Genomic DNA, 19362 nt, shown 5'->3' on the forward strand with positions numbered 1-19362 from the left:
CGCCAGGAGAGGAGATACGTATGAGTTCGAACGTCCACGAGGTTCCGACCATGGTTTGAGTGACGACAGCCCTCTTGGACCGAGACGCCTAGGCGTTGTTCACCATGTATTCCGCTTGGCCAGAACAAACGGATAGACAGCCCCACTGTCGTTATCTCGCAGGGTCATTCCCGCTTCCGTAAGTGTCCACCGTGAATTGACCGTCTCGTCGACCAACAGCACGGGATCCGAACGAACAGCCTCTGTCACTTCGAACGCTCCCTCCACGTTCCAACGTTTCTGGTACGAATTGGATAGTTCGTGTTGGGGGTCAGTCTGACTGACTTTTCGGAGGGCTGTTTCAAAGGGCAGTCCCAGCCCGTCTGCGATTCGGGACGCCAAATCGGCAACTTGGGCATCCTCGTCCTGTGATGGGATAGCCGTCACCCAAGTTGGCGCCGGTGTCGGCTCCCAGACGGTCTGGATGTGTTCAACCGCAGCCTCGACCAGTTCCTGACCGTACGGTTCATCGCTGCCCTGCTGTTGGCGTACGAGTTCGCCGAGACCGGGATCACCATAGACTGTCAGCGCACGCCCGTCCGCAGGTTTGCGAGATGGCGCAATCTTCGAACGACCACCGTCGCGATCTGGATCGTAGTACCGTGCGGAAATCACACTCCAAGATGCAGAGCGATAGTGTTCGACGGCTTTGTCGACAAGTTCCTCGTTTTGGACGGTGGACGGCAAGAACTCGCCAGCACAGCTGGCACACTGGCCACACGCCGCCTCCATCGTCCCGTCGAGGACGTCGTCAATATATTTTGTCAGACAGCCGTCTGTGTCGACGAACTCCTGAATTTGGGCCAGTTCTCGCCATCGCTGTTCCGTGATCGACTCGAATCGTTCGTGGTCGTACTCCCACTCTTTGGACGTGCGCTCGAATCCATCATCGACACGGAGCACTGCATTCTCGACGCGCAGAATGTCAAGACACTTCGTGACCACCTTCCAGGAGACGTTCGTCCGCTTCAGGACGTCGTTCTTGTAGAGTGGGTCGTCGCTCTCTTCGAGGGTCTGCAGGACGGCCTCAAAATCGGCCGGTTCGGGAAAGGCTTCTTCAATAAAATACTCCGCAATTTCGTCGTCCTCCTCCCCCGAGAGCATGAGGGCGTATGCCTCGTCCAGTCCCCGTCCAGCGCGGCCGATCTCCTGATAGTACCGAATAAGATTCGGCGGTCGTTGGAAATGGACTACCCAGCCGAGATCAGGCTTGTTGAACCCCATCCCCAGTGCGTTCGTCGCGACGAGTGCGTCGACCTCGTTCGCTAGCAGCTGGGCTTCGAGCCCTTCGCGGCGATCACCGTCCATCCCGCCGTGATACGGCTTCGCAGTGAATCCCTGCTGAGTCAACCACTTGGCGACCATTTCGACCTCGTCGGTGGTTAAGCAATAGACGATCCCGGCCGACGGCAGGTCGTCGAGATTCTCCGCGAGCCACGCGAGACGGCTAGCACGTGAGTCCATGGTGATGGTCTGGATCTTGAGCGAGTCCCGAACCAGAGCACCACGGATTACCCGCAAGTCTGGAATCTGTGCCGTAACGTCGTCCACGACACGATCGTTTGCCGTCGCGGTGGTCGCTGCCACTGGAATCTGGCTCGGCAACTCCTGGAGAATCCGTCTGATCCGACGATAGTCCGGCCGGAAGTCGTGGCCCCAGTCGGAGATGCAGTGGGCTTCATCGATGACGAGCAGCCCAACGTCGTCCTCCATCTCCATGAGGATCTCCTCTCGAAACTCCTGTTTCGAGAGTCGTTCTGGCGAGATGAGGAGAATATCACACTGACCGTCGACGACACGTTGCTTGGCCTCGTCCCACTCCTCGGTGTTGTTCGAGTTGATTGTCCAGCCGTCGAGTCCCAGCTGTTGTTCTGCGTCTTCGATTTGGTTCCGCATCAACGCCAAGAGTGGGCTAATGATGAGTGTCGGTCCTGCACCACGCTCTCGGAGCAGTTTCGTCGCGATGAAATAGACTGTACTTTTGCCCCAGCCGGTACGCTGCACGAGTAGCTGTCGCTCCTGATTGTTGACGAGCCCCTCAATCGCTTCCCACTGGTGGGGGCGGAAGTCCGCATCTTGGCCGATGCTCCGTTCCAACAACTGCTGGGCCTGCGCTCTCGACACCTGGTCCGACGACTTAGTCACGTTTGCGTGACTCCAGTCGGTGGGCTATTGATTCTGGGCTAGGCTCACTGGTCGATACTGGAAAGAGGGAATTTGAGTGTGAGTGTTTTATGGTTGGATGGTTGGCATTCAATCATTCTCTGAAGTCCGTACTGCGGTGCATATGATCCTCACAGTCTTGGAGACCCCCGATTAAGTCCCGAACGTCGCTTACATGTCTTCGTCGCGCGTTTCCGGGTGTTGATTTCGTCTGGTGCTTCGTTCGTGATTATGTGTCGGCAGTCACCCGGCATGATGTTGAATTGGGGTGTGTACCCGCGGTACGTGACGAACCACTCACCGAAGCAGGCCGCGAGGTCAGCTTGGCCGATGAATGGAGAATTTCGGCCACACGCACATCAGAATTCGGCGGGATTCACCTCACATATGTCGGCTTGGAGATAATACAGAGTGTTCTATAGCTGTAGAATACAATTCAGTCCCGAGCCGCAGTAGCACTCGAAGGGTCGACCGATTTATGACTACGGTATGGATATTGATACTAATGCGCCTCTATCGGCTCGATACACCGGAGACTGAACCTACTGCGACACCTATAGAAGCTTCTCCAATCGCACCAGCAAGCGAGGGCGAGGGTGAGGGCGAGCTCGAGGAGTTGCTCAATGCGTCACCCGATGCGCTCTTCGATGAACCAATTCTCCTCTTTGCCCGACAGCCAGGCTTGACGACTGGCATTCCCGATTTGCTTGGCCTCGATCGCTTCGGAAACAGCGTGGTGTTCGAGCTCAAACGCGGGGATTCTGGGTCGGAGTCTGCCTCTGAGGCAAGTATCGTTAGCCAGCCTCAACTCTATGCTCAGGCACTTGACCGGTACGATTACCACGAGTTGGATGCGCTAACTGACGAGTACCGTAATGGGGATTGGCCAGTCCCATCTACGATTGCCGAGACAGATTCACTCATCGAGGCCTATAACGACTTCTTCGAGCAAGACAGAGTCCCTTGGGAGCTGAATCGAGCACAACGGTTGGCCATCGTTGCTGAAAGGATTACCTTACAGACCCGACAATCGGCCCGCTGGCTACGCGATAGAGGTCTGGACATCCAAGCTGTCGAGGTCCAGCGGTTCGAGGCACCATCCGGCGAATCGTTCTTCGGGGCGACTACGATCGTCGACTACGACGAGACTCGGACACAGAACTCATCACAGTCGAAACCTGGCGATCGTGTCTTCACGATACGCGTTTTTACCACTGCGTTCCCGAGCATCAAAGATGTGCTCTCGGCCGACAGAATGGACCCACTGTTGGGAAATCTCACGACCAACTATCCTTATCTCGAATCGCAGGCACCAGGGCATCCAGAACCGGTCCGATACGCACTTCGGGTGAATCCTTATGGCGATAACGAGGTGAAAGTTGCAATCGATGCAACCGGTGACGGAAACATGGACGCAGCAAACTATCTTCGAAAAAACCGCGATCTGTTTCGAGATCGAGGGTTTACCGTGAGTCAGCGAGACTCAATGCGGGTTGTTGTGGATACGTGGGAAGACATTGAGGTAAGCGACCTTCGGCAAGAGGAGTTTATCGAACGAGTAGCGGCAAGATACGTCGACCTCGTCAACCTCGGTCACGAGGTCTTTGACGTAGCCTAGCAAACTACCGTCCTTCACTGTCAACTATTGTATAAGCCACCGGTGCGGAGGCCCGTCGTGACACGCGTCCCTTTAGCCGTCTAACTCCCGGAGCAGTTCGTCAGCCACGGATGTCGTCACGTAGTAGGTGTGCTTGCGGTGTGTCTCGTCTTTGGGTTTCAGCTTACGCTCGCTAGCCTTGATCGTACTCCCCTCGTAGGTGGTCACCAATCCCACGCGCCGCAACGCTCGGTACAGGTTGCGGACGTACTCGAAGTCCATGTCCAGTTCCTCGGCGGTCATCCGCGGATAGTCGGGGCCGCCGCGGGCCAGTCGCTTCGCGATCGTCTGACCGTCGGACAGGTGCCGGAGGACGTTCTTTTTCCCATCCCGTTCTGCCAGAAAGCGCAGGAGGTGATCGCCTTCCCGCGAGAGGCGGTAGTAGGTGTGGTGCTGGCGGACCTCGTCGGCTTTCTTGGCCTTGACGCGGCGTTGCTTGACCGTCCCCGACTCGACGCGCTCCAAGAGGCCGGCTGTTTCCATCTGCTCGCACAGTGCCTCGACCTGTTTCCGTTCGGCATCGAGGTGCCCGGCCATCGACCGCGGATAGTTCCCCTCCACAGTGTCGAGGTGATACAGAATGCGATATGCCACCGGATCGGCCGGGAGTGGGGCCAGCTGGCCGACGACGGCCTGTTGCTGTTCGAGCTTGGCTTCTAACTCCTTCACCCGTTCGTAGCGCTGTTGGGCGTTGGCCGCTGGGTCTTGGTCGAGATCCAGCACGACCTCGATGGTCTCACCCTGTGGAGTCTCCAGTGTGACCGTGAGTTCCTCCTCGTCCCAGTGGTCGCCGGGTTCGTTGCGCGCCTCTCGGAGTGCCTCCTCGACCGTCTGGTAGCGCGTCATGACCGTGTCGGCTTCCAACCTGAGGCGCTCGATTTCAGCCTCGGAGACCATCCTAGCCTCTAGTACACTCGTCGCCCGTTTGAAGCCATCGTGTCGGTCAGTGTATCAACAATTGGGAAGGCGCGATCACCCGTACCGCGTTGTGTAGTGTGACACGGGATTCTCGTTCCAGACAGACCAGGCCGGTGTTGCATATCCCACATGGGATGCCCCCGCTAAACCAACCGCTCAATTCACATTGCACACGGGGTGTGTGATAAAAAAATACGGCAGTTGTCCCTTTGCTCGTACGGGTTGGCTGGCGATTTATAAAACAGAGCTTGTCAGAGCTGTCGAAAGTTTGCTGTCGCCGTTGGGCTGGGATCGCTCGAAGATTCGTCGGGAACATTCGTCGGGAACTCGCCGAGACAGGAATGCCGGAGTTAACGGCGTTTGCGATCACTGAGAAAGATTAACCAACACAAGGGTTACCCGTAATGAGTTTGTTGGTTAACCATACCCCCACGAGGTTGAACCCTCACACCCCGTGTGCGAGATGAAATCGGGAAAACGACGGGAGGGGGTGGTCGAGGAGAGAGCCAACGAAACGCTAGAAATTCACGATTTCACAGAGGAGAAGTCTCAAAGACGGCAAAATTGAGATGACCTTTGATCTAGAGAAATCTTTATCTACCCACTCTGTCAACAATGTCCGCACTAGAACTAGAGTCGGTCGAAACGAAACAATACGTTTCGTGACATGACCGCACTCATCTATTACTTTGACCCTCGTGAACTTGACGTCTTCCTCTGTTTTACCCCTTCTCGTGGGTTCTCCGGCCAGATCCCGAGTTTCTCGGATGGTTCGTCCCTACCCCACCCTCTCGTCAAATTCATCTCGCACACGGGGTGTGGGGGTCAGCTACCGACGAGATCACATCTCACTCGGGATTGGCAGAGATATTCTCGTATTATCTGGATCGGGATCACGTCTGAGTTTCATCTTGCACACGGGGAGTGCCGTCACCTAGTTCTTCTGACTCGCCTCGACATCGACGACTGTCCGATGAGCCATCCAGAATTTCATATCGCACACGGGGGGCGTTACTCCAAATTGATATCGCCCGCGGTAATCGCGTTCTACTAACCACAGCCCTCAAAACAGTCTCTACCGCCTAATTTCGACTGATTTAACCTCGCACACGGCACCCATATTTATTTATACCCTCGACGTAATTGCGCTTAAATGACCGACGGCGACGACCAACAATCCCTCTCACAATCTATCAAAGGCCGTCTTCAGGAGGGTGTTCAGAATTCTGTTTTTCGAGATAAGGGACTTCTCGACCCGGATGCCGTCATCGACGAGGACCGAATTGTGGGTCGTGATGAGCAGTTAGACGACATTATCACCTACTTGCGACCGGCACTACAGGGAAACCGACCGCCCAATATGCTCCTCTACGGCCCGTCGGGTACCGGAAAGTCGCTGATCATCAATGCGGTCTGCCAGCAGGTCCTCGAACTCGCAAACTCTCAAGATGACCGGTTTGGCGTCATCAAAATCAACTGCCAGACGATCAAATCGCATGACCGTGCCGTCTACCGCCTGGCAAAGAATGCGGCTGATGAAGCTGGTGTTGATGTCGGTATTCCACAGAGTGGTATCTCGACAGACCAGAAGCTCAATCGTTTTTACGAGGTTCTGAGCAACAATTTTGACTCGGTGATCATCATTCTGGACGAAGTCGATCTACTGGTCGGCCGACAACGAGATCCGAACGATGAACCTGCCTATTCGAAGCTCCTCTATCAGCTGTCCCGTGCGTCCCAACTTGGACGGATTGAGGGACACGTATCAGTCGCAGCACTCACGAACGATCCTCGGTTTATGGAGGATCTCGATGGACGCGCCGAGAGTTCGTTCAATCCACAAGATGTCGTCTTTCCGGACTACGACGCGAATCAACTCCAGGCGATCCTCGAAAGACGTCGCGATGCATACCAGGATGACGTTCTCGAGGATGGCATTATTCCGCTTAGCTCAGCGTTCGCCGCACAGGATCATGGAGACGCTCGGAAAGCGATCGATCTATTCCGGAAGGCAGGCGAAATTGCGGACCGCGAGGGAGAGGAAATTGTTTCCGAAGAGCATGTCCGGGATGCACAGCAAGAGGCTGAGCGAGATCGGACGCTGACCCAGATGCAGGGCCTTTCAACACAAAAGAAGCTCTCACTTTTCGCAACCGCTATCGTCCCCGTTTATTCTCAGCGCAATCTCAATGCCATTCCCAGCACGGTTGCATACCGTGTATACCAATATCTTACCGACCTGCTGGATGCAGACGAAAAGTCACGCGACTCCTATCTTCGATACATGAGTGAAGCAGAGACATACAACTTCGTCACATCTGAGAAACGAGGCCGTGGCTACGGCAGTGGCGTCCACAAAGAGTACACCTTCGTCGATGATCCGGGAGTTGTCGCAGAGACGCTTCAAACCGACATTCGATTAGAGGAAGTCGAACAGGAGGAGGATCTTATCCGGTCTGTTGTCAACGCACAGATAGAGGATTTCTTTGAGGGTAAGTGACGTAGTGAGCGGTTGACGACGGCTTCAAATTCATTTCGCACACGGGGTGTGTGTTCGTCGCTACTGTTGTTGGGATTACTATATATGTCTGACAACGGTACGCATGATTTCATTTCGCACACGGGGTGTCCTTGGTCAATCCATCACTCAATTCACTTCTCACACGGGGTCTCTTGCGAGAGATGGCTACTATCATATCGCACACGGAGGGTACCGGATGAATTGCACGGAGAATTCACTTCGCACACGGGGTGTGTTGTCCTTCGAAATACAATAGTCGCCGTCGTATCCGCCGGGATTCACTGGAATCTATATTTGGCTTGACCTTGCATCCTTCCCGAGACTGCCAGTAGTAGCAGCTGTATTTGATGACCGTGGCCACGATGGGATATCATCCGAGACAGAGACTCAGAACCAGGAATTTGTTAATCATCCCGAATGCTGGTTCGGTCATTCTGCCAGTCGTCAATGAAGTATTCGATAACCTCACCCGGCTTGCAGTCGCCGGGTTCGTGCCCGAACCGGGGAGTATCACACTCTGCACAGACCCACACCGGTCGTCCGCGCTCTCCCTCCAACGTTGACTTCCCGGTGTACCGATGATCCGTGTCCTCCTCACATTGCTGACAGTGGAGGATCTCTGGGTTGGACTCAGGGATTGCTCGATCGGGGTCTGACTTGTACCGGCGAATAATGCCCGGCACAAGCCAGTACTGCTCATCACCGTCTGTGATCTGCCCCTCGAGCGTGTCGACGTCGTCCTGAGTCACGAGCGGGTCACCCTCAGTCAGATAGAGGTGGGTGTTTGCTCCCGAGTCCTGGACTGTCCGCTCGATAGCCGCCTCGAACAGTCGCTCACCATCATCGGTGTCGAGGGGCGCAACCTCGACGACATCGCCCCAGCCAGCTGTGAGGTGCCTCGCCGGCGAACTCTCGAAGTCGGCCACCGGCTTCACATCGGCGTACCCAGCGTTCGTGTCACCAAGCAGTGCATCACCATCGGCGAGGGTGAACGCCGAGGTGCCAAGCGCGAGCGCTTCGTAGCGCGTTGATGCTTGAACGACCGCAAAGACCACCCGACCGAACGTCCAGTCGGGTGTCTCTTGGTCACTCTCAGTCTTGGTGTTGTCATCCTGGGGCCAGGGGCGATCCGTCGTCTCACCCGCTTTCCGGGCACAGAGCCCACAGCGGTCATAGGACTCTGGGATCTCCCTATCGCAGTCCTGGCAGGTATGGCGGTCGTATTGTTCGCGCTGGGGCTTCTGATCGGGATAGTAGCCGCTGGCCGGATCGTGTTCGTCAGGTTCTGTATGTGGATCGCCAGTCGGGTCAGAGTAGACCGTTCCGCGAGGATCATCTTCGTCGTAGAGAGGATTCTTATCAGACATAGAGCCTGAGAGAGAATTGGACGACATAGACAATAGTTCTTGGCAATTGTCAGGAGACATTCTACTTCTTCGCGACGGAGAAAAATCGGGAGTGGCTGAGCGACCCGCTCAGTTCAAGAAGAACCCGAGCTGGCGCGGCCGATACTCGTCAGTGCGAAGGTCGACGACGTGGTCGATATCGACGCGCCGGATATACACGTCACCCTCATCAGTCCGAACGCGGAGATTGCGGGCATCCGCACGGCTGAACTCGTGGACGGCGACCTGCTCTGCCTCGGTGTCTCCGTTCGGCGTGGTCACGACTGCGTTGTTCTTGAGAACAACGAGAGCGACTGGATCGATCACGCAGAGTCTCCCCCGTTGGTCAGCAGATCGGTGAGCTTCTCGCGACGGGTGTCGATGTCGTGCTGGTCGACGAGATCGAGCGCAGCGAGGACGGCACCGTCATTGGTCACGCCGTCGGCAGCGAGGCTCCAGAGCCGCTTGACGGCCGCGCCCTCGTCAGTGCTACGTCGGTGGAGATCGGGAACGAGATCGAGACTCATTTGCTTCCAGTCGGCGGTCGTCCCGGTGATTTCCAGCGACCAGTCGTCTTTGTCACCGGCGCGTTCGTACCCGTCCATCGCATGATCGTAGATTAGGTCCTCGATGACCCTGAGTTTGCAGACAGTCGGGCCGTTCCCGTCGAACATCGGGTCAATTACCGTCTCGAAGTCGTCGGCTGATCGTAGCTGCCGTTCGATGGAGAGTTCGACGGTGTCGTGTTCGGCGAGAATGGTTGCTTCATCGTCGCCACTGACCTGGCGGGTGAACGTCGCTGGCCCGGTCGCGACGACCGTCAGTGTCGGGTCCGCGGTCGTCGATTTGGACTGCTGTGCTGTCGCATCGGTCGAAGAGTCGGATGCTTCGGAGCTCATTGGTTTGAGTCCTCCAGTCAGATGGGGGACACAAACTCGGGAGAGGCACCCCGCTATCGAATTGTGAACAGTGGGATGAAGCAGTGTAATGCCGTATTATCGAACATTTACACTGGAAACGTGGGGGGTGACAAAATATAATTAGGATATTATATATCCTCAGTCTGGAACACAGTCAATGACTGCTGTTCGGTTGCAGTGTCGTCGGGGACCGAGCCTGTTTTAGCGACCAGTTTTGCGGGCTCTGACTTCTCCTCGGACGCATCGGTGTCGTCCTCCGGAGCGAGGTTGCCTCGGAGAGTCTGGATCTGTTCGTCGTCGAGTTCGCGAACAGCGCCGCCCCGAGGGGAGTGGGTCGTCTGCCAGACGCGACGATACTCGAGTGTGAGTGAGTCCCCAAGGATCGCATACCCATCCATATTGAAGAAACAGAGGTTCAAAGCGGTCATCTTGGCACAGAGGGGGTCTTTGTCCTGGCCGACGAACACTGCCTCTGGAAGTCTCCGGCCACCGCACAACAGCATCCGCCCGCTCCCACAGGCCGGGTCGGTGACGACCTGCTGGGTGCCGTCGTCGCGGGGCTGGTCGTTGACGGTGTGGGTGATCTCGACCAGCATTTCACAGACGTTGTGAGGTGTGAAGTGCTGGCCGAAATTGTCGCTGCTCATGCCGTACTCCTCGTACACGGCGCCAAGCACGTCGGCGTTGGTCTCGGCCATCTGTTTCTGGAGTTGGCCGAAGGCGTTGGCGAAGAGGTCCACCGTACGTTCTCCCTCTGGGTGGTCCATGTCTCGGGCCTGGCTGTAATCGTCGACGATCTCCAGGTACGGATCGTCACGGCGCTGGAGGGCATACAGCATCAGATCAACCCAGTCCTCGAAAATCGTGTAGGCGCTGTGGCCGCGCTGCTGGATCTGGTTGAGAATCGAGACAATCGGATCGGTATCGACTTGTGGTGAAAACATCCTCGCGCCCTGACAGAGAGAATAAACAGGGGCTCATTTGCGATTCAAGGAAGCCAATACCGGTTCCTATACTCTGAACAGAGAATACTATAACTCGACAGCCCCCACTATTCTGGTGCGACAACACCATCACACGCAGGGCACTCGGCCCAGATGCCTTCACTGCCGTCTTCTTTCTCGTATTCGACCAGCAGCCATGCCTCTAAGATATCCTCGCCGCAGTCTGGGCAGCGGCCGAGTGAGGATTCGTCAGTGTTCATGCAAAGGGAAACGGAAGGAGCGTGTGACAGTGTTCCTTCCAATGGATGAAATCAGGTGTATGAACGTAAGCTTTTGGCAGAATTGCGCGCTGTCAAACACACCGCGTTTCTGTTGAAACGTTGTCCACCAGCATTAACTCACCGACGCCTGAATCGAAGAAGACGATGGGAGTCCGGACAGCTATCACTCGATTGCTCTGCGGTGGTGGGTCCACGGTGGTAGTCGAATGCCGTCGCTGTGGGACAACTGTATCGCCGGAAACCGAACACTGCCCGGACTGTGGAGACAACGAGTTCTGTCAGTACGAGATTTTGGAGTAGAGTCCCGTTGACATATACTTTGAGGAGATGTTTTAGTACGTCGTCCGCACGATTCGGTTGTACCTACAACGTCGAAAGTGGGCGAACCGTGAGTGATCCCCGTCGTACTGATTCTGAACGTCCCAAGTAGGTTAGGAGTTGATCGCGAACGTCTGTGCGAGACATTGCGACGGTTTGCTGACCTGCTACCGAGGTTATTCGATGGCGAATAAACTCCCGATCCAAATCGCGACTGGCGAACTGAGAGTGGAAGAACAGCGTCCACTCGTCCCTGAATGCCAGCCGAACGGCGACCGGTTCATGCTTAAGTTCGACGAGAATGCACTCAGCGAGGGATACTTGACGAGTTTCTGAAAGGCTGTTCGGAATGTCGCACCTCAGATCCGTCCAGGGTGCCGTCAGATCCGGATCGGTTACCGTGGGACAGACTGGGGCGCCGTGCTGATCGAAGTGGAGCTGTACGTGGTCCTCGCAACTGGTTGAATCGTCGATTGACATTGGTTGACTCTCTCGGGAGGACGACTCCCGCACGCGCTGCGGGGAGAACAAACACAGGAGGGCGCGCTCTTCTCCCCTGGTCGTACCTCCCCGGACTCCCTATCTGTCGGGGAGTTTCCCGTCTGGCCGCGGGACGGTGCCGGCCTCGATCTCGATGGCGACCCGCCGGAGGTGCTTGCACTTGTCGATGGGGGTGTCTGGATCGCTGCAGGTCTGCTCAAAGTCGGGGCAGGTACACCGCTCTGCGACGACATCGACGTCGTAGTAACTCCCAGAGGCCGAGTGGACCTCGTACACACCGGGTTTCTCCTGAAACGAGACGTCGATCTCCTCGCGTTTGGCCCGCTTGGTGCGTGGATCGTCGTCGTCGGCGACGGCGAGTGGATCGTCGGCGGGATCGGGAACGGTCCCATCTGCAATCCGAGCCTGGACGACGCCGCCGTCGGGGACTGCCTCCGACGGCGCGTCAGTCCAGCGCGTATCCCGGACGATCACGCGGTGGTTGTCGGCCTCGGCGTCGAGAGGCCCGACTGACAGCCGATCCACGAGGCGAAGGATGTCCCACTGGGTGGCTGGTTCGGGCAGGGCAATCTCGAACGTGTGTTCGCCGGTCCGGGTGACTGCGTACTGGCCGGCAGGGAACTCGTCGGTCACGAACGCCGCGAGGCGGTACACGGACAGGCCGTCCATCGCGTTCCCCTGACGGCTGTCGAGACGACGTTGACAGCGTTCACTGGGCGCGCCAGACTGCTGGACGACGGCCTTGGCGCCGATCCGGCAGTCGGCACAGGTGTAAACGAGCGTCTCGCGGTTGTCCGCGAGGTGTTGGGAACTGCGCTCGAGCGATGCGTCGCAGAGGGCGCACTGCTGGGTCGGTTGCTGGTCGGTCTCTGGACTTGCGGATGTGGATTCGTCGACGGACATGAGTACGAGCGGGCCGCGCTCTCGGGCACGACCCTCACCTAACCTGGGGAAGACAAACTGCCGTCGACGGCGGACTTACCCGTTTGTGTATCGCTCACCCATCTCCTCCGCTCTTCGGTCGAGTTCGTCCTGATGGTCGACCTCGGACATAGAGACTCGCCCGGCTCGTTCCTCGAATCCACAGCGGGCACTGCATTCGTAGTACACTTTCCAGCTGCTGGCTTCCTCTTTCGTCCCGTACAGCAGTGGCTCGCTACACTCTGGACACGCAGCACTCGGATGCTCGATCATGAACATAGTTACTCTGTCGGGTGCGTTTCGGGCTTGAGTTCGACATCGATGATCTCCTCGTCGGTTGACCGACGCTCGGTCGTAAGCAGGTCAGCGGTGGCGAGTTGCTCGTGGACGAGCGTTCGGAACCAGGGGTCGGCTTCTGGATCGAACACGATCCGGGCTCTGTTCTCCTCAATCTCGGTACCGACGGTGTCCATTGGGGACAGCTGTTCGGTCTGAGTCGTGGATTCCTGAGACATAAATCTGAGTCGCTGCACCCCCTCGGCGTAACAAACTGAAGGCGAGACCGTGAGTTCAGTCTTGTTGGCGGAGTTCACTGGCCCGTAGCCGGAGCTGTCCGAGAATCGCCGCCCGATTCTGATGGGTATTTTCGTAGGCTACGTACTCCTTCACCGTTGTTAAAGAATACATACACTGGATCCCTGCCCGGATCAATTCCGGATTTGTCGCCGACAACAGTTTCTCCGGAGGGAGCTGGTCAAGGATTGCATCGCGATCTTCGTCGTTGGTCATGCTGACGCACCTCCGGTCTCCCCGAAGTCACCGAGTGTGACCTGCTGGCCCTGTTTGAACCGACACTCGGGATAGTGCGCGAGGAGTGTGCTGTCGAACACGTCCCAGAAGGCGCACTTGTGCGGTTCGACGGACTGCCACCAGCGCGCTCGCCGGAGGGCATCGTCGACGCGCTGGCGCTCGATCACCGGCCACTCGTCGCGTTCGATCAGGACCATCGCGATTCTCCCTCCGGGTGGTCGCGCATGTACGCGGCGGCCAACTCAAGACCGGCAACGAGCGTGTCTTCGGTGCCGACGATTCGGGAGCCTCGCTTCAGGGTCGTTCCAGTCTCGCCTCGGTGAAGTGCGAGTGTTGCCGTGTCATCCGGAATATGCCAGCCGATCCGGTTCTGGGTATGGACGAGATATTCCCACCCGCCGGCGGTGGCCTCTTTGGCCCGCTGTTCGATATCGATCCGAGTGTCGCCGGCTCGCGAGCGCTGACCGCCAGCCCCGAAATCGCCAAGCGTGAAGTTCTCAGACATTGGTTTCTCCTCAGAGGTGGTTCCACTCGTCGAGCATCGCGACGGCCGCCTGGAGGACCGTCGTGACCTGCGCGTCGACGGGCGCATCGGCGTCAACGTCGACGTCGAGACTCACTCTGAGGTCGTGAACGTCGGGCACGCAGAGAGCAGGGACCTGCCGCCAGAGCGTCTTGAGGACGTGGTCACGGACGGTCTGCGGCGAACTGTCGGCGCTGACCTGCTCGATGACCGAGCTTTCGATCTGGAGGTTGTCGGGCTGGCCGCCGGTGGCCACGAACTGTTCGAGCGCACGCTGCTGGCCGCTATGTGCTTCGATTTGGGAAGACATGCTCTCACCTGCCCCGGAGGACACAAACTGACGCTGGCGAGCGAGAGGGGCTGAGTCTTTAACCAACACATCTGGCGAAATACCCCGATTTCGCAGAGCAAATGGCTCGACTGTTGGTTAAGGCTGCGGACCACCAGTTCTTGCTGGAGTCGCTACGGGGGTGTCCAGGTATCAATCTGGGCCTGTCGGTGTTCGTTGTCCAAGTCCTCGCTCGAGACAGAGCCGTCCTGCTCGAACGGCGGAGTCACGAGGACGGTCGCGTCGTCGTCGTACTCGCGGCCGGGCCGGCGGACACAGTCGACGGGTTGGATTGGGCTACACTCGATACAAGAGCAGACTCCTCCTTCGAAGCCGGCGATCTCGACGGTCCAGCCGAGGACGCTCTGGATCCGGTAGGTTCGGTCGTCGCGAGCGCCGTCTGGTTTCCCATTAGCCCAGCCTCGGACGCTGGTGGAGCGACAGCCAACAGCACCACAGATATCGCAGGTTTGGAGGTAGTCCCGATCACCGGAACGGAACTGGTCTGCCGCGACCGTTTCGTTGTCGCGCGTCGACAGCGCACAGTCGTCGCAAATAACGAAGTGGTACACTCCATCTTCCTGGGCGACGTCGGCAGGCCACCGGACGTAGGTATGCGCGCTGCCGAAGAACCGAGCGTCGGCGGTCCCGCAGAATCGGCAGTGGTCGGCGTCTGCGGTCTTGGAGATTTCCTCAGACATCGGTGAACTGTCTGAGGTGGCGCTGTTCGCTTGGCGTTCGCGACGACTGGTAGGCGTCCTCGTCGTGGTGGTCCTTGCGTTCCCGGAGCTGTTTATGCTCGAAGATATGCTGGAGCCGCTCGAGGACCATCGAACTGAACAGTATCGGCGGGGCTGGTGTCTCGATCAGCGGCCCGCCGAACGGATCGACCCCCTGGGTGTCGAAAGTATCGAGCAGGCGGACGCGGGCCAGCGTGGCTGCGTAGTCGATGTTCTCACTCAGGAGGACCACGGCTGGTTTGTCGTGATCCAGTCGGCAGGGCCAGAACGGCTTCTCGTGGCTCGGATCGCACAGTTCCATCGGCGCAGTGTATTGCGGACAGGGTGGTGTGTCTGATCGGTCTGACATCCTTCCAAACTGCAGAGGGAGACAAACTCAGCGTAGCGTCTCAGCTAGTATACTCAGCCGATTTCTTCTGATCTCTCTTCCCTCAACTGGTGATCGGTCCCTACTGGCGTGCTAAATACAGAGGATGCATACACCAACGGTTGCGTCAACTACTCGAACTCTGTCAGTAACGGTGAGACCGATACAGCGGCTATATTCCGAAATACTGCTTCATGACCCTACGAATCCAGCGAGACTCCATCGTGTCTTCGCCGAGTTCCTCTGTAACCATTTCATCGAATGCCCCTTCAAGCGTCATTTCGCCTGACACCACCCTACCCAGTAGTTCTATTCCCATCTCTGTACCTTCCTTGAATTCCCCTCGAATGAAGCTGACAACTATCATCTTATGGATATGCCGTTCCTCATTCATCAACATCCGATTCCACTGATCCATGAAAACGAGGGTGCTCATTCCAGGTTTTCTTGGGTGGAGTTTAGAGTCCGCATCAGGCATGTTTACTGAGTACGCGAGGCTATCAACCACCATTGAACGCATATACACGGAGACCGGCAAGAAGATGGTGTAAATGCCTATGAAGAACCCGATGCCGGCCCAAACATTCAATATGCTAATGAAAAGAGCGATGATGCCGACCGAGACACCAACGATGAGTTCACCGATCGTGTGACGCCGCCGAATCCTATCTCGGCTTTGTCGTATCGACGCAAGTAGTTCTTCTTTCTGGGGCGTCGTTTCGTCTGGTTCGATTTGTCGTACGGTGAGTCTTCGAATTTTACGTCGGAATTCCAGCATATCGTTCTCGAAGGAGGAGCGCATCGCTCGTCGGAGACGTTCCACCCCGAGATCGTTCGACAAGATTCTTTCTCCCACACGTGGCACAAGAAATGAAATCCGTATGAACCACGTGACGGCCGTTGATTGAAGGCTTACCTTCGTCAGGTCAACTATCGGTTTGATGTAGGGAATGACAGCAAATGCGGCGGCAACGAGAGCAGTGAGGCCGAGAATGATCCCTTGCTGATAAAGTCGGCACCGAGGTTTGGGGAGAAGAGTGAGAAAGAACACAAGCATAAGCAGATCAATCAATACGCTCATTCGACACGTAGAAAATAGTACTGAATCGATATGAAAGTACACACCGAACTCACTTAACCGAACTGTTATTTATTGCTTAATTCATTAGCGATGGTGCACACGCGTCCTGTATTCACCAGCCCACTCCTATCAGTCGATAAATGTTAATATAGACTCAATTTTCTCCAAGCCGAGACGGGGATCTGGCGTACAAATTAGCGTATCAACGGGTGTTCCAAAGAGACGAATCGACGCAAAGCCGTGCTGGAGGGTCGTCTCCCGATCGCGTTCGGGACAAGCCACACTGCCGTAGCCACAGTGGACGCGCTCCTTATCACCGCGCTCTCGATCTGCCATGTGGATGTTCAGCGACGACCACCGAACGCCAGAGTGGAAGCCGACCACGGGCTCGATGTCGTCGCACACGGCAGTGATCGCGTCCCAGGCTGCTTCCACCGCTTCGCGGAGCTGTGCATCCGAGGTGGCGACTTCGCTCGGGGCATCCTGGAAGTCCGCGTTGGCGTTGTGCCAGAGGTACACGCCCGGTGTGAGCGGGTCGTCGCGAGGGCTGACCTCGTCGTAGTGGCTTGGATCGAGGACGACGTGGAAGCGCCCGGACGGGATCGGGGAGCCACAGAGGGTTGGTGACGTATCGGGATCGGCCCCGTGAGCGTGGCTGTCCTCGACGTGGTAGTCTGCAGTGTCGCGGACGTCGGCACTGTCTCCTTCTATTTCGGTGAACTCGGTGAGCGTCCGCTGATCAGTCACTCGGACCACCTCGGGAGGTGGGCATCCGCGAAGTCAACGTCGTCTTCGTCCCACTGGACGCGCAGAAGAGGCGACGTGTAGGGCGTCCGGGTGTTCGTCGGCGTCAGTGGTTCTTCAAGTGCATCTTCGCACTCGTGGAGACAGGTTGCCGAACAGAACGTCTCCGGCAGCGAATTCGATTCGACGAGCTCCGTGTCGGGGACCGGATCGAGACACGTCGAACATCGAACCGGCGTGACTATCTCGTGGGTGAACTCGGAAGCAGCTGCTTCGATCAGACTGACGACCTTCGGTGTGGTGAGTCGGTCCGAGCCGTCGACGCGGGTCTGCAGCCGGACCCATGGCGGCGATGTCTCCTCTTGCTTCTCGTCGTCAACTGGATCGTAGTAGACGAAGGCCCGCTGGTCCTCGTGTGGGAACCAGAGCATGTCATCGCTAGAACGGAGTTGGTCGATGACAGCTCTTGGTTTGCCCTTGACCGCGAACATGGTGAGTTGGCTCTGCGGGGTCATGTCCAGGAATCGAGCGTGGATTGCTCTTTCACCTGTTCGACCGGACAGAGAAACCGCCATTTCCAGCGCTGGCGAATAGCTTTGTCCTCACGATTACTGGCCTCGCTCGGTTCGGCGAACCCAGTACAGGTCCAGCCCTTGTCTCGGAGGGCTCGGATCATGGCGCCGTCGTAGTCAGCGCGAACCCAAGTGAGCAGGAACCGTGTTCCTTCCCGGTCACCGTAGTCGGCGACGAACCGCTCTTGGGACCGCGCAAGTGCCGCCGACGCGAGGTTGGGCATCCGAACACCGAGACAGATCCGGGCGGCCTCGACGAGCGTGTCGCCGGTGACGACCTCGTCGTCGACGATCTCGCTTGGCTCGATCTCGTCGAGGATCCGCCGGGCAGTCGGTCGGAGTTCCCGAGGGAGGTCCTCCTCGATGGTCACAGGTTGGGGTGCCAGCTGGCCGCCAGTGCGGTAGCGAATCCGCTTTTTCGAGATGAGGGGGTATCTGTACGTGATCGCACCGACGAGGTTCCCCTGGAAGCGGACGCCGTGGTGAACGAGATTCACCGACGGCAGCGAATCCATGTAGGAGTGGTGCGCGTCGTAAATCGCGGCTGCTGTCTCGCGCTGGATCGGATCGACGGTGACATGGTCGGCGAACCGGAGGCCGAGTGGCGCAGTGAACGGCTCGCCGTCGGCGTGGATTGGACACTCACAGGTGGGACGATGTCGGTGCTGGAACGATGCTGCCTGGGCCGGTACCGATCGTGGCTCGTAGGACATCCCTCGCCCGACTGGGGAGGGACAAACGGCCGGTGGCGCCGCTACGAGGTTATTTCCTCACGATCTGCTCTGGCGGCTTTCGCGACCGTTGGAAGCTCGGGGAAATCTCGGATCTCGCGTTGCTCAAAGACGCCGTATTCTTCGTTGTAGACGGTCAGCGCTGTTCCCTGCTCTGGTCGGGCCGAGGAACTCTGCTTGAAGTAGAACGGAATCCCTTCGTCACGACACTGCCGCCGGATCTCGTCAGCCCACTCGTGTTTCATCTCCCGGCGGTGCTCGTCTGGAGCGGACTCGCCACCGACGACGACCCAGTCGATATGGTCGAGTGCCACCTCGCCTATTGGCTCGAGCAGCGGCTCGAAACTCACCCACTTCAGGCCAACGTCGATATCGCGGAGCTGTTCGATCCGGTGGAGCGTCGACGGATACTCGTGGCCGGCGCTCCCGACGCTGGTCCCGAGCAGACAGTTCTCGGGCCAGTCCAAGCGCCAGTCAGCGGCGTTGTGCGGCCGCTTGGTGAGCCAGATCCAGACGTGTTCTGGATGCCGGGCGCACACGTCCAGCACGTCCTGAACGAACGCTGGGTCGGTTTCTGAGTGGAACATATCGGTCATCGAGCCGACGAAGACGCGCCCCGGACCTTCGGGAAAGTGATACTCGTCGGGATCTTCGACACGCTCGGGGTGCATCGTCACGTTCTCGTCGGCGTTCTCCGGCGTCCATTTGGAATCGGTGCGCTCCTGGCGACGGCTGAATTTTTCGGCGTAGCACTTCGGGACGCCGGCGTCGGAATCGTAGCAGATCGGACCGATCCGCGAACAGCCGGTCTGGGGATTCCACGTGTAGTCGCACCAGCTAATCGAGGTGGTTTGCATCGGGTGTTCCTCCACCCCAGCAGGGACCAACAAACAGGCCG

Annotated in this window: 23 protein-coding genes; 3 read left to right on the forward strand and 20 right to left on the reverse strand. The window is 57.6% G+C overall.

Going from position 1 to position 19362, the window contains the following annotated elements; all coding sequences use genetic code 11:
* Positions 1-99 precede the first annotated feature (99 nt).
* Entirely contained in the window at positions 100-2184 is a 2085-nt protein-coding gene (locus EAF64_RS15415; RefSeq protein WP_227739005.1) for a RecQ family ATP-dependent DNA helicase, read from the reverse strand.
* A gap of 523 nt (positions 2185-2707) precedes the next feature.
* On the opposite strand from EAF64_RS15415, the gene EAF64_RS15420 reads away from it, so the two are divergent.
* Positions 2708-3820 carry a hypothetical protein gene (locus tag EAF64_RS15420; RefSeq protein ID WP_129069869.1) on the forward strand — a complete coding sequence of 371 codons (1113 nt, stop codon included), beginning with the start codon at positions 2708-2710 and terminating at the stop codon, positions 3818-3820.
* 72 nt (positions 3821-3892) lie between these two features.
* Here the strand turns inward: EAF64_RS15420 and EAF64_RS15425 are convergent, their stop codons facing one another.
* The gene (locus EAF64_RS15425; RefSeq protein WP_129069870.1) at positions 3893-4756 is read right to left on the reverse strand and encodes a DUF2250 domain-containing protein; all 864 of its coding nucleotides are present in this window, start codon (positions 4754-4756) and stop codon (positions 3893-3895) included.
* Between the two features lie 1174 nt (positions 4757-5930).
* On the opposite strand from EAF64_RS15425, the gene EAF64_RS15435 reads away from it, so the two are divergent.
* On the forward strand, positions 5931-7277 hold the full coding sequence (locus EAF64_RS15435) for an orc1/cdc6 family replication initiation protein (protein ID WP_129069872.1): 1347 nt from the start codon (positions 5931-5933) through the stop codon (positions 7275-7277).
* Positions 7278-7702: 425 nt separating this feature from the next.
* On the opposite strand, the gene EAF64_RS15440 is transcribed toward EAF64_RS15435, so the two are convergent.
* From EAF64_RS15440 to EAF64_RS21455, 5 genes are all read right to left on the reverse strand, one after another.
* Positions 7703-8665, reverse strand: coding sequence for a hypothetical protein (locus EAF64_RS15440; RefSeq protein WP_129069873.1), 963 nt, complete (start codon positions 8663-8665; stop codon positions 7703-7705).
* A 108-nt stretch (positions 8666-8773) separates the two neighbouring features.
* Positions 8774-9010 (reverse strand): hypothetical protein, encoded by a 237-nt coding sequence (locus EAF64_RS15445; protein WP_129069874.1) that lies wholly within the window; start codon positions 9008-9010, stop codon positions 8774-8776.
* Positions 9007-9582: a hypothetical protein gene (locus EAF64_RS15450; protein ID WP_129069875.1), complete on the reverse strand. Its 576-nt coding sequence runs from the start codon at positions 9580-9582 to the stop codon at positions 9007-9009. The genes EAF64_RS15445 and EAF64_RS15450 overlap by 4 nt, the downstream gene beginning before the upstream one ends.
* A gap of 149 nt (positions 9583-9731) precedes the next feature.
* A complete protein-coding gene (locus EAF64_RS15455; protein WP_129069876.1) occupies positions 9732-10547 on the reverse strand; it encodes an N-6 DNA methylase in 816 nt (271 codons plus the stop codon).
* Positions 10548-10654: 107 nt separating this feature from the next.
* On the reverse strand, positions 10655-10807 hold the full coding sequence (locus EAF64_RS21455) for a phage terminase large subunit family protein (RefSeq protein WP_227739006.1): 153 nt from the start codon (positions 10805-10807) through the stop codon (positions 10655-10657).
* Between the two features lie 522 nt (positions 10808-11329).
* On the opposite strand from EAF64_RS21455, the gene EAF64_RS21090 reads away from it, so the two are divergent.
* Entirely contained in the window at positions 11330-11482 is a 153-nt protein-coding gene (locus EAF64_RS21090) for a hypothetical protein (protein WP_193767716.1), read from the forward strand.
* Between the two features lie 243 nt (positions 11483-11725).
* Here EAF64_RS21090 and EAF64_RS15460 read toward each other — a convergent pair whose 3' ends face one another.
* The 13 genes from EAF64_RS15460 to EAF64_RS15520 all read right to left on the reverse strand — a co-directional run bounded on the left by EAF64_RS15460 (position 11726) and on the right by EAF64_RS15520 (position 19321).
* Positions 11726-12550, reverse strand: a complete 825-nt coding sequence (locus EAF64_RS15460) for a hypothetical protein (protein ID WP_129069877.1) — start codon at positions 12548-12550, stop codon at positions 11726-11728.
* 299 nt (positions 12551-12849) lie between these two features.
* Complete coding sequence (locus EAF64_RS15465) at positions 12850-13083, reverse strand: hypothetical protein (protein WP_129069878.1); 234 nt, start codon at positions 13081-13083, stop codon at positions 12850-12852.
* 55 nt (positions 13084-13138) lie between these two features.
* On the reverse strand, positions 13139-13357 hold the full coding sequence (locus EAF64_RS15470) for a hypothetical protein (RefSeq protein WP_129069879.1): 219 nt from the start codon (positions 13355-13357) through the stop codon (positions 13139-13141).
* Positions 13354-13575 (reverse strand): hypothetical protein, encoded by a 222-nt coding sequence (locus EAF64_RS15475; RefSeq protein WP_129069880.1) that lies wholly within the window; start codon positions 13573-13575, stop codon positions 13354-13356. The genes EAF64_RS15470 and EAF64_RS15475 overlap by 4 nt, the downstream gene beginning before the upstream one ends.
* Positions 13566-13883, reverse strand: a complete 318-nt coding sequence (locus tag EAF64_RS15480; RefSeq protein WP_129069881.1) for a hypothetical protein — start codon at positions 13881-13883, stop codon at positions 13566-13568. The genes EAF64_RS15475 and EAF64_RS15480 overlap by 10 nt, the downstream gene beginning before the upstream one ends.
* Before the next feature lie 10 nt (positions 13884-13893).
* Positions 13894-14211: a hypothetical protein gene (locus EAF64_RS15485; protein ID WP_129069882.1), complete on the reverse strand. Its 318-nt coding sequence runs from the start codon at positions 14209-14211 to the stop codon at positions 13894-13896.
* 152 nt (positions 14212-14363) lie between these two features.
* Positions 14364-14930, reverse strand: a complete 567-nt coding sequence (locus tag EAF64_RS15490) for a hypothetical protein (RefSeq protein WP_129069883.1) — start codon at positions 14928-14930, stop codon at positions 14364-14366.
* A complete protein-coding gene (locus tag EAF64_RS15495; RefSeq protein ID WP_129069884.1) occupies positions 14923-15270 on the reverse strand; it encodes a hypothetical protein in 348 nt (115 codons plus the stop codon). The genes EAF64_RS15490 and EAF64_RS15495 overlap by 8 nt, the downstream gene beginning before the upstream one ends.
* Positions 15271-15508: 238 nt before the next feature.
* Positions 15509-16417 (reverse strand): hypothetical protein, encoded by a 909-nt coding sequence (locus EAF64_RS15500; protein ID WP_129069885.1) that lies wholly within the window; start codon positions 16415-16417, stop codon positions 15509-15511.
* Between the two features lie 129 nt (positions 16418-16546).
* Complete coding sequence (locus EAF64_RS15505) at positions 16547-17164, reverse strand: hypothetical protein (RefSeq protein ID WP_129069886.1); 618 nt, start codon at positions 17162-17164, stop codon at positions 16547-16549.
* Complete coding sequence (locus tag EAF64_RS15510) at positions 17161-17652, reverse strand: hypothetical protein (protein ID WP_129069887.1); 492 nt, start codon at positions 17650-17652, stop codon at positions 17161-17163. Before EAF64_RS15510 ends, EAF64_RS15505 begins: the two co-directional genes overlap by 4 nt.
* Positions 17653-17672: 20 nt before the next feature.
* Entirely contained in the window at positions 17673-18446 is a 774-nt protein-coding gene (locus EAF64_RS15515; RefSeq protein ID WP_129069888.1) for a hypothetical protein, read from the reverse strand.
* A 41-nt stretch (positions 18447-18487) separates the two neighbouring features.
* The gene (locus tag EAF64_RS15520; protein WP_129069889.1) at positions 18488-19321 is read right to left on the reverse strand and encodes a DUF5131 family protein; all 834 of its coding nucleotides are present in this window, start codon (positions 19319-19321) and stop codon (positions 18488-18490) included.
* Positions 19322-19362 lie beyond the last annotated feature (41 nt).

The organism is Halorientalis pallida (assembly GCF_004118325.1).
Classification (GTDB): domain Archaea; phylum Halobacteriota; class Halobacteria; order Halobacteriales; family Haloarculaceae; genus Halorientalis; species Halorientalis pallida.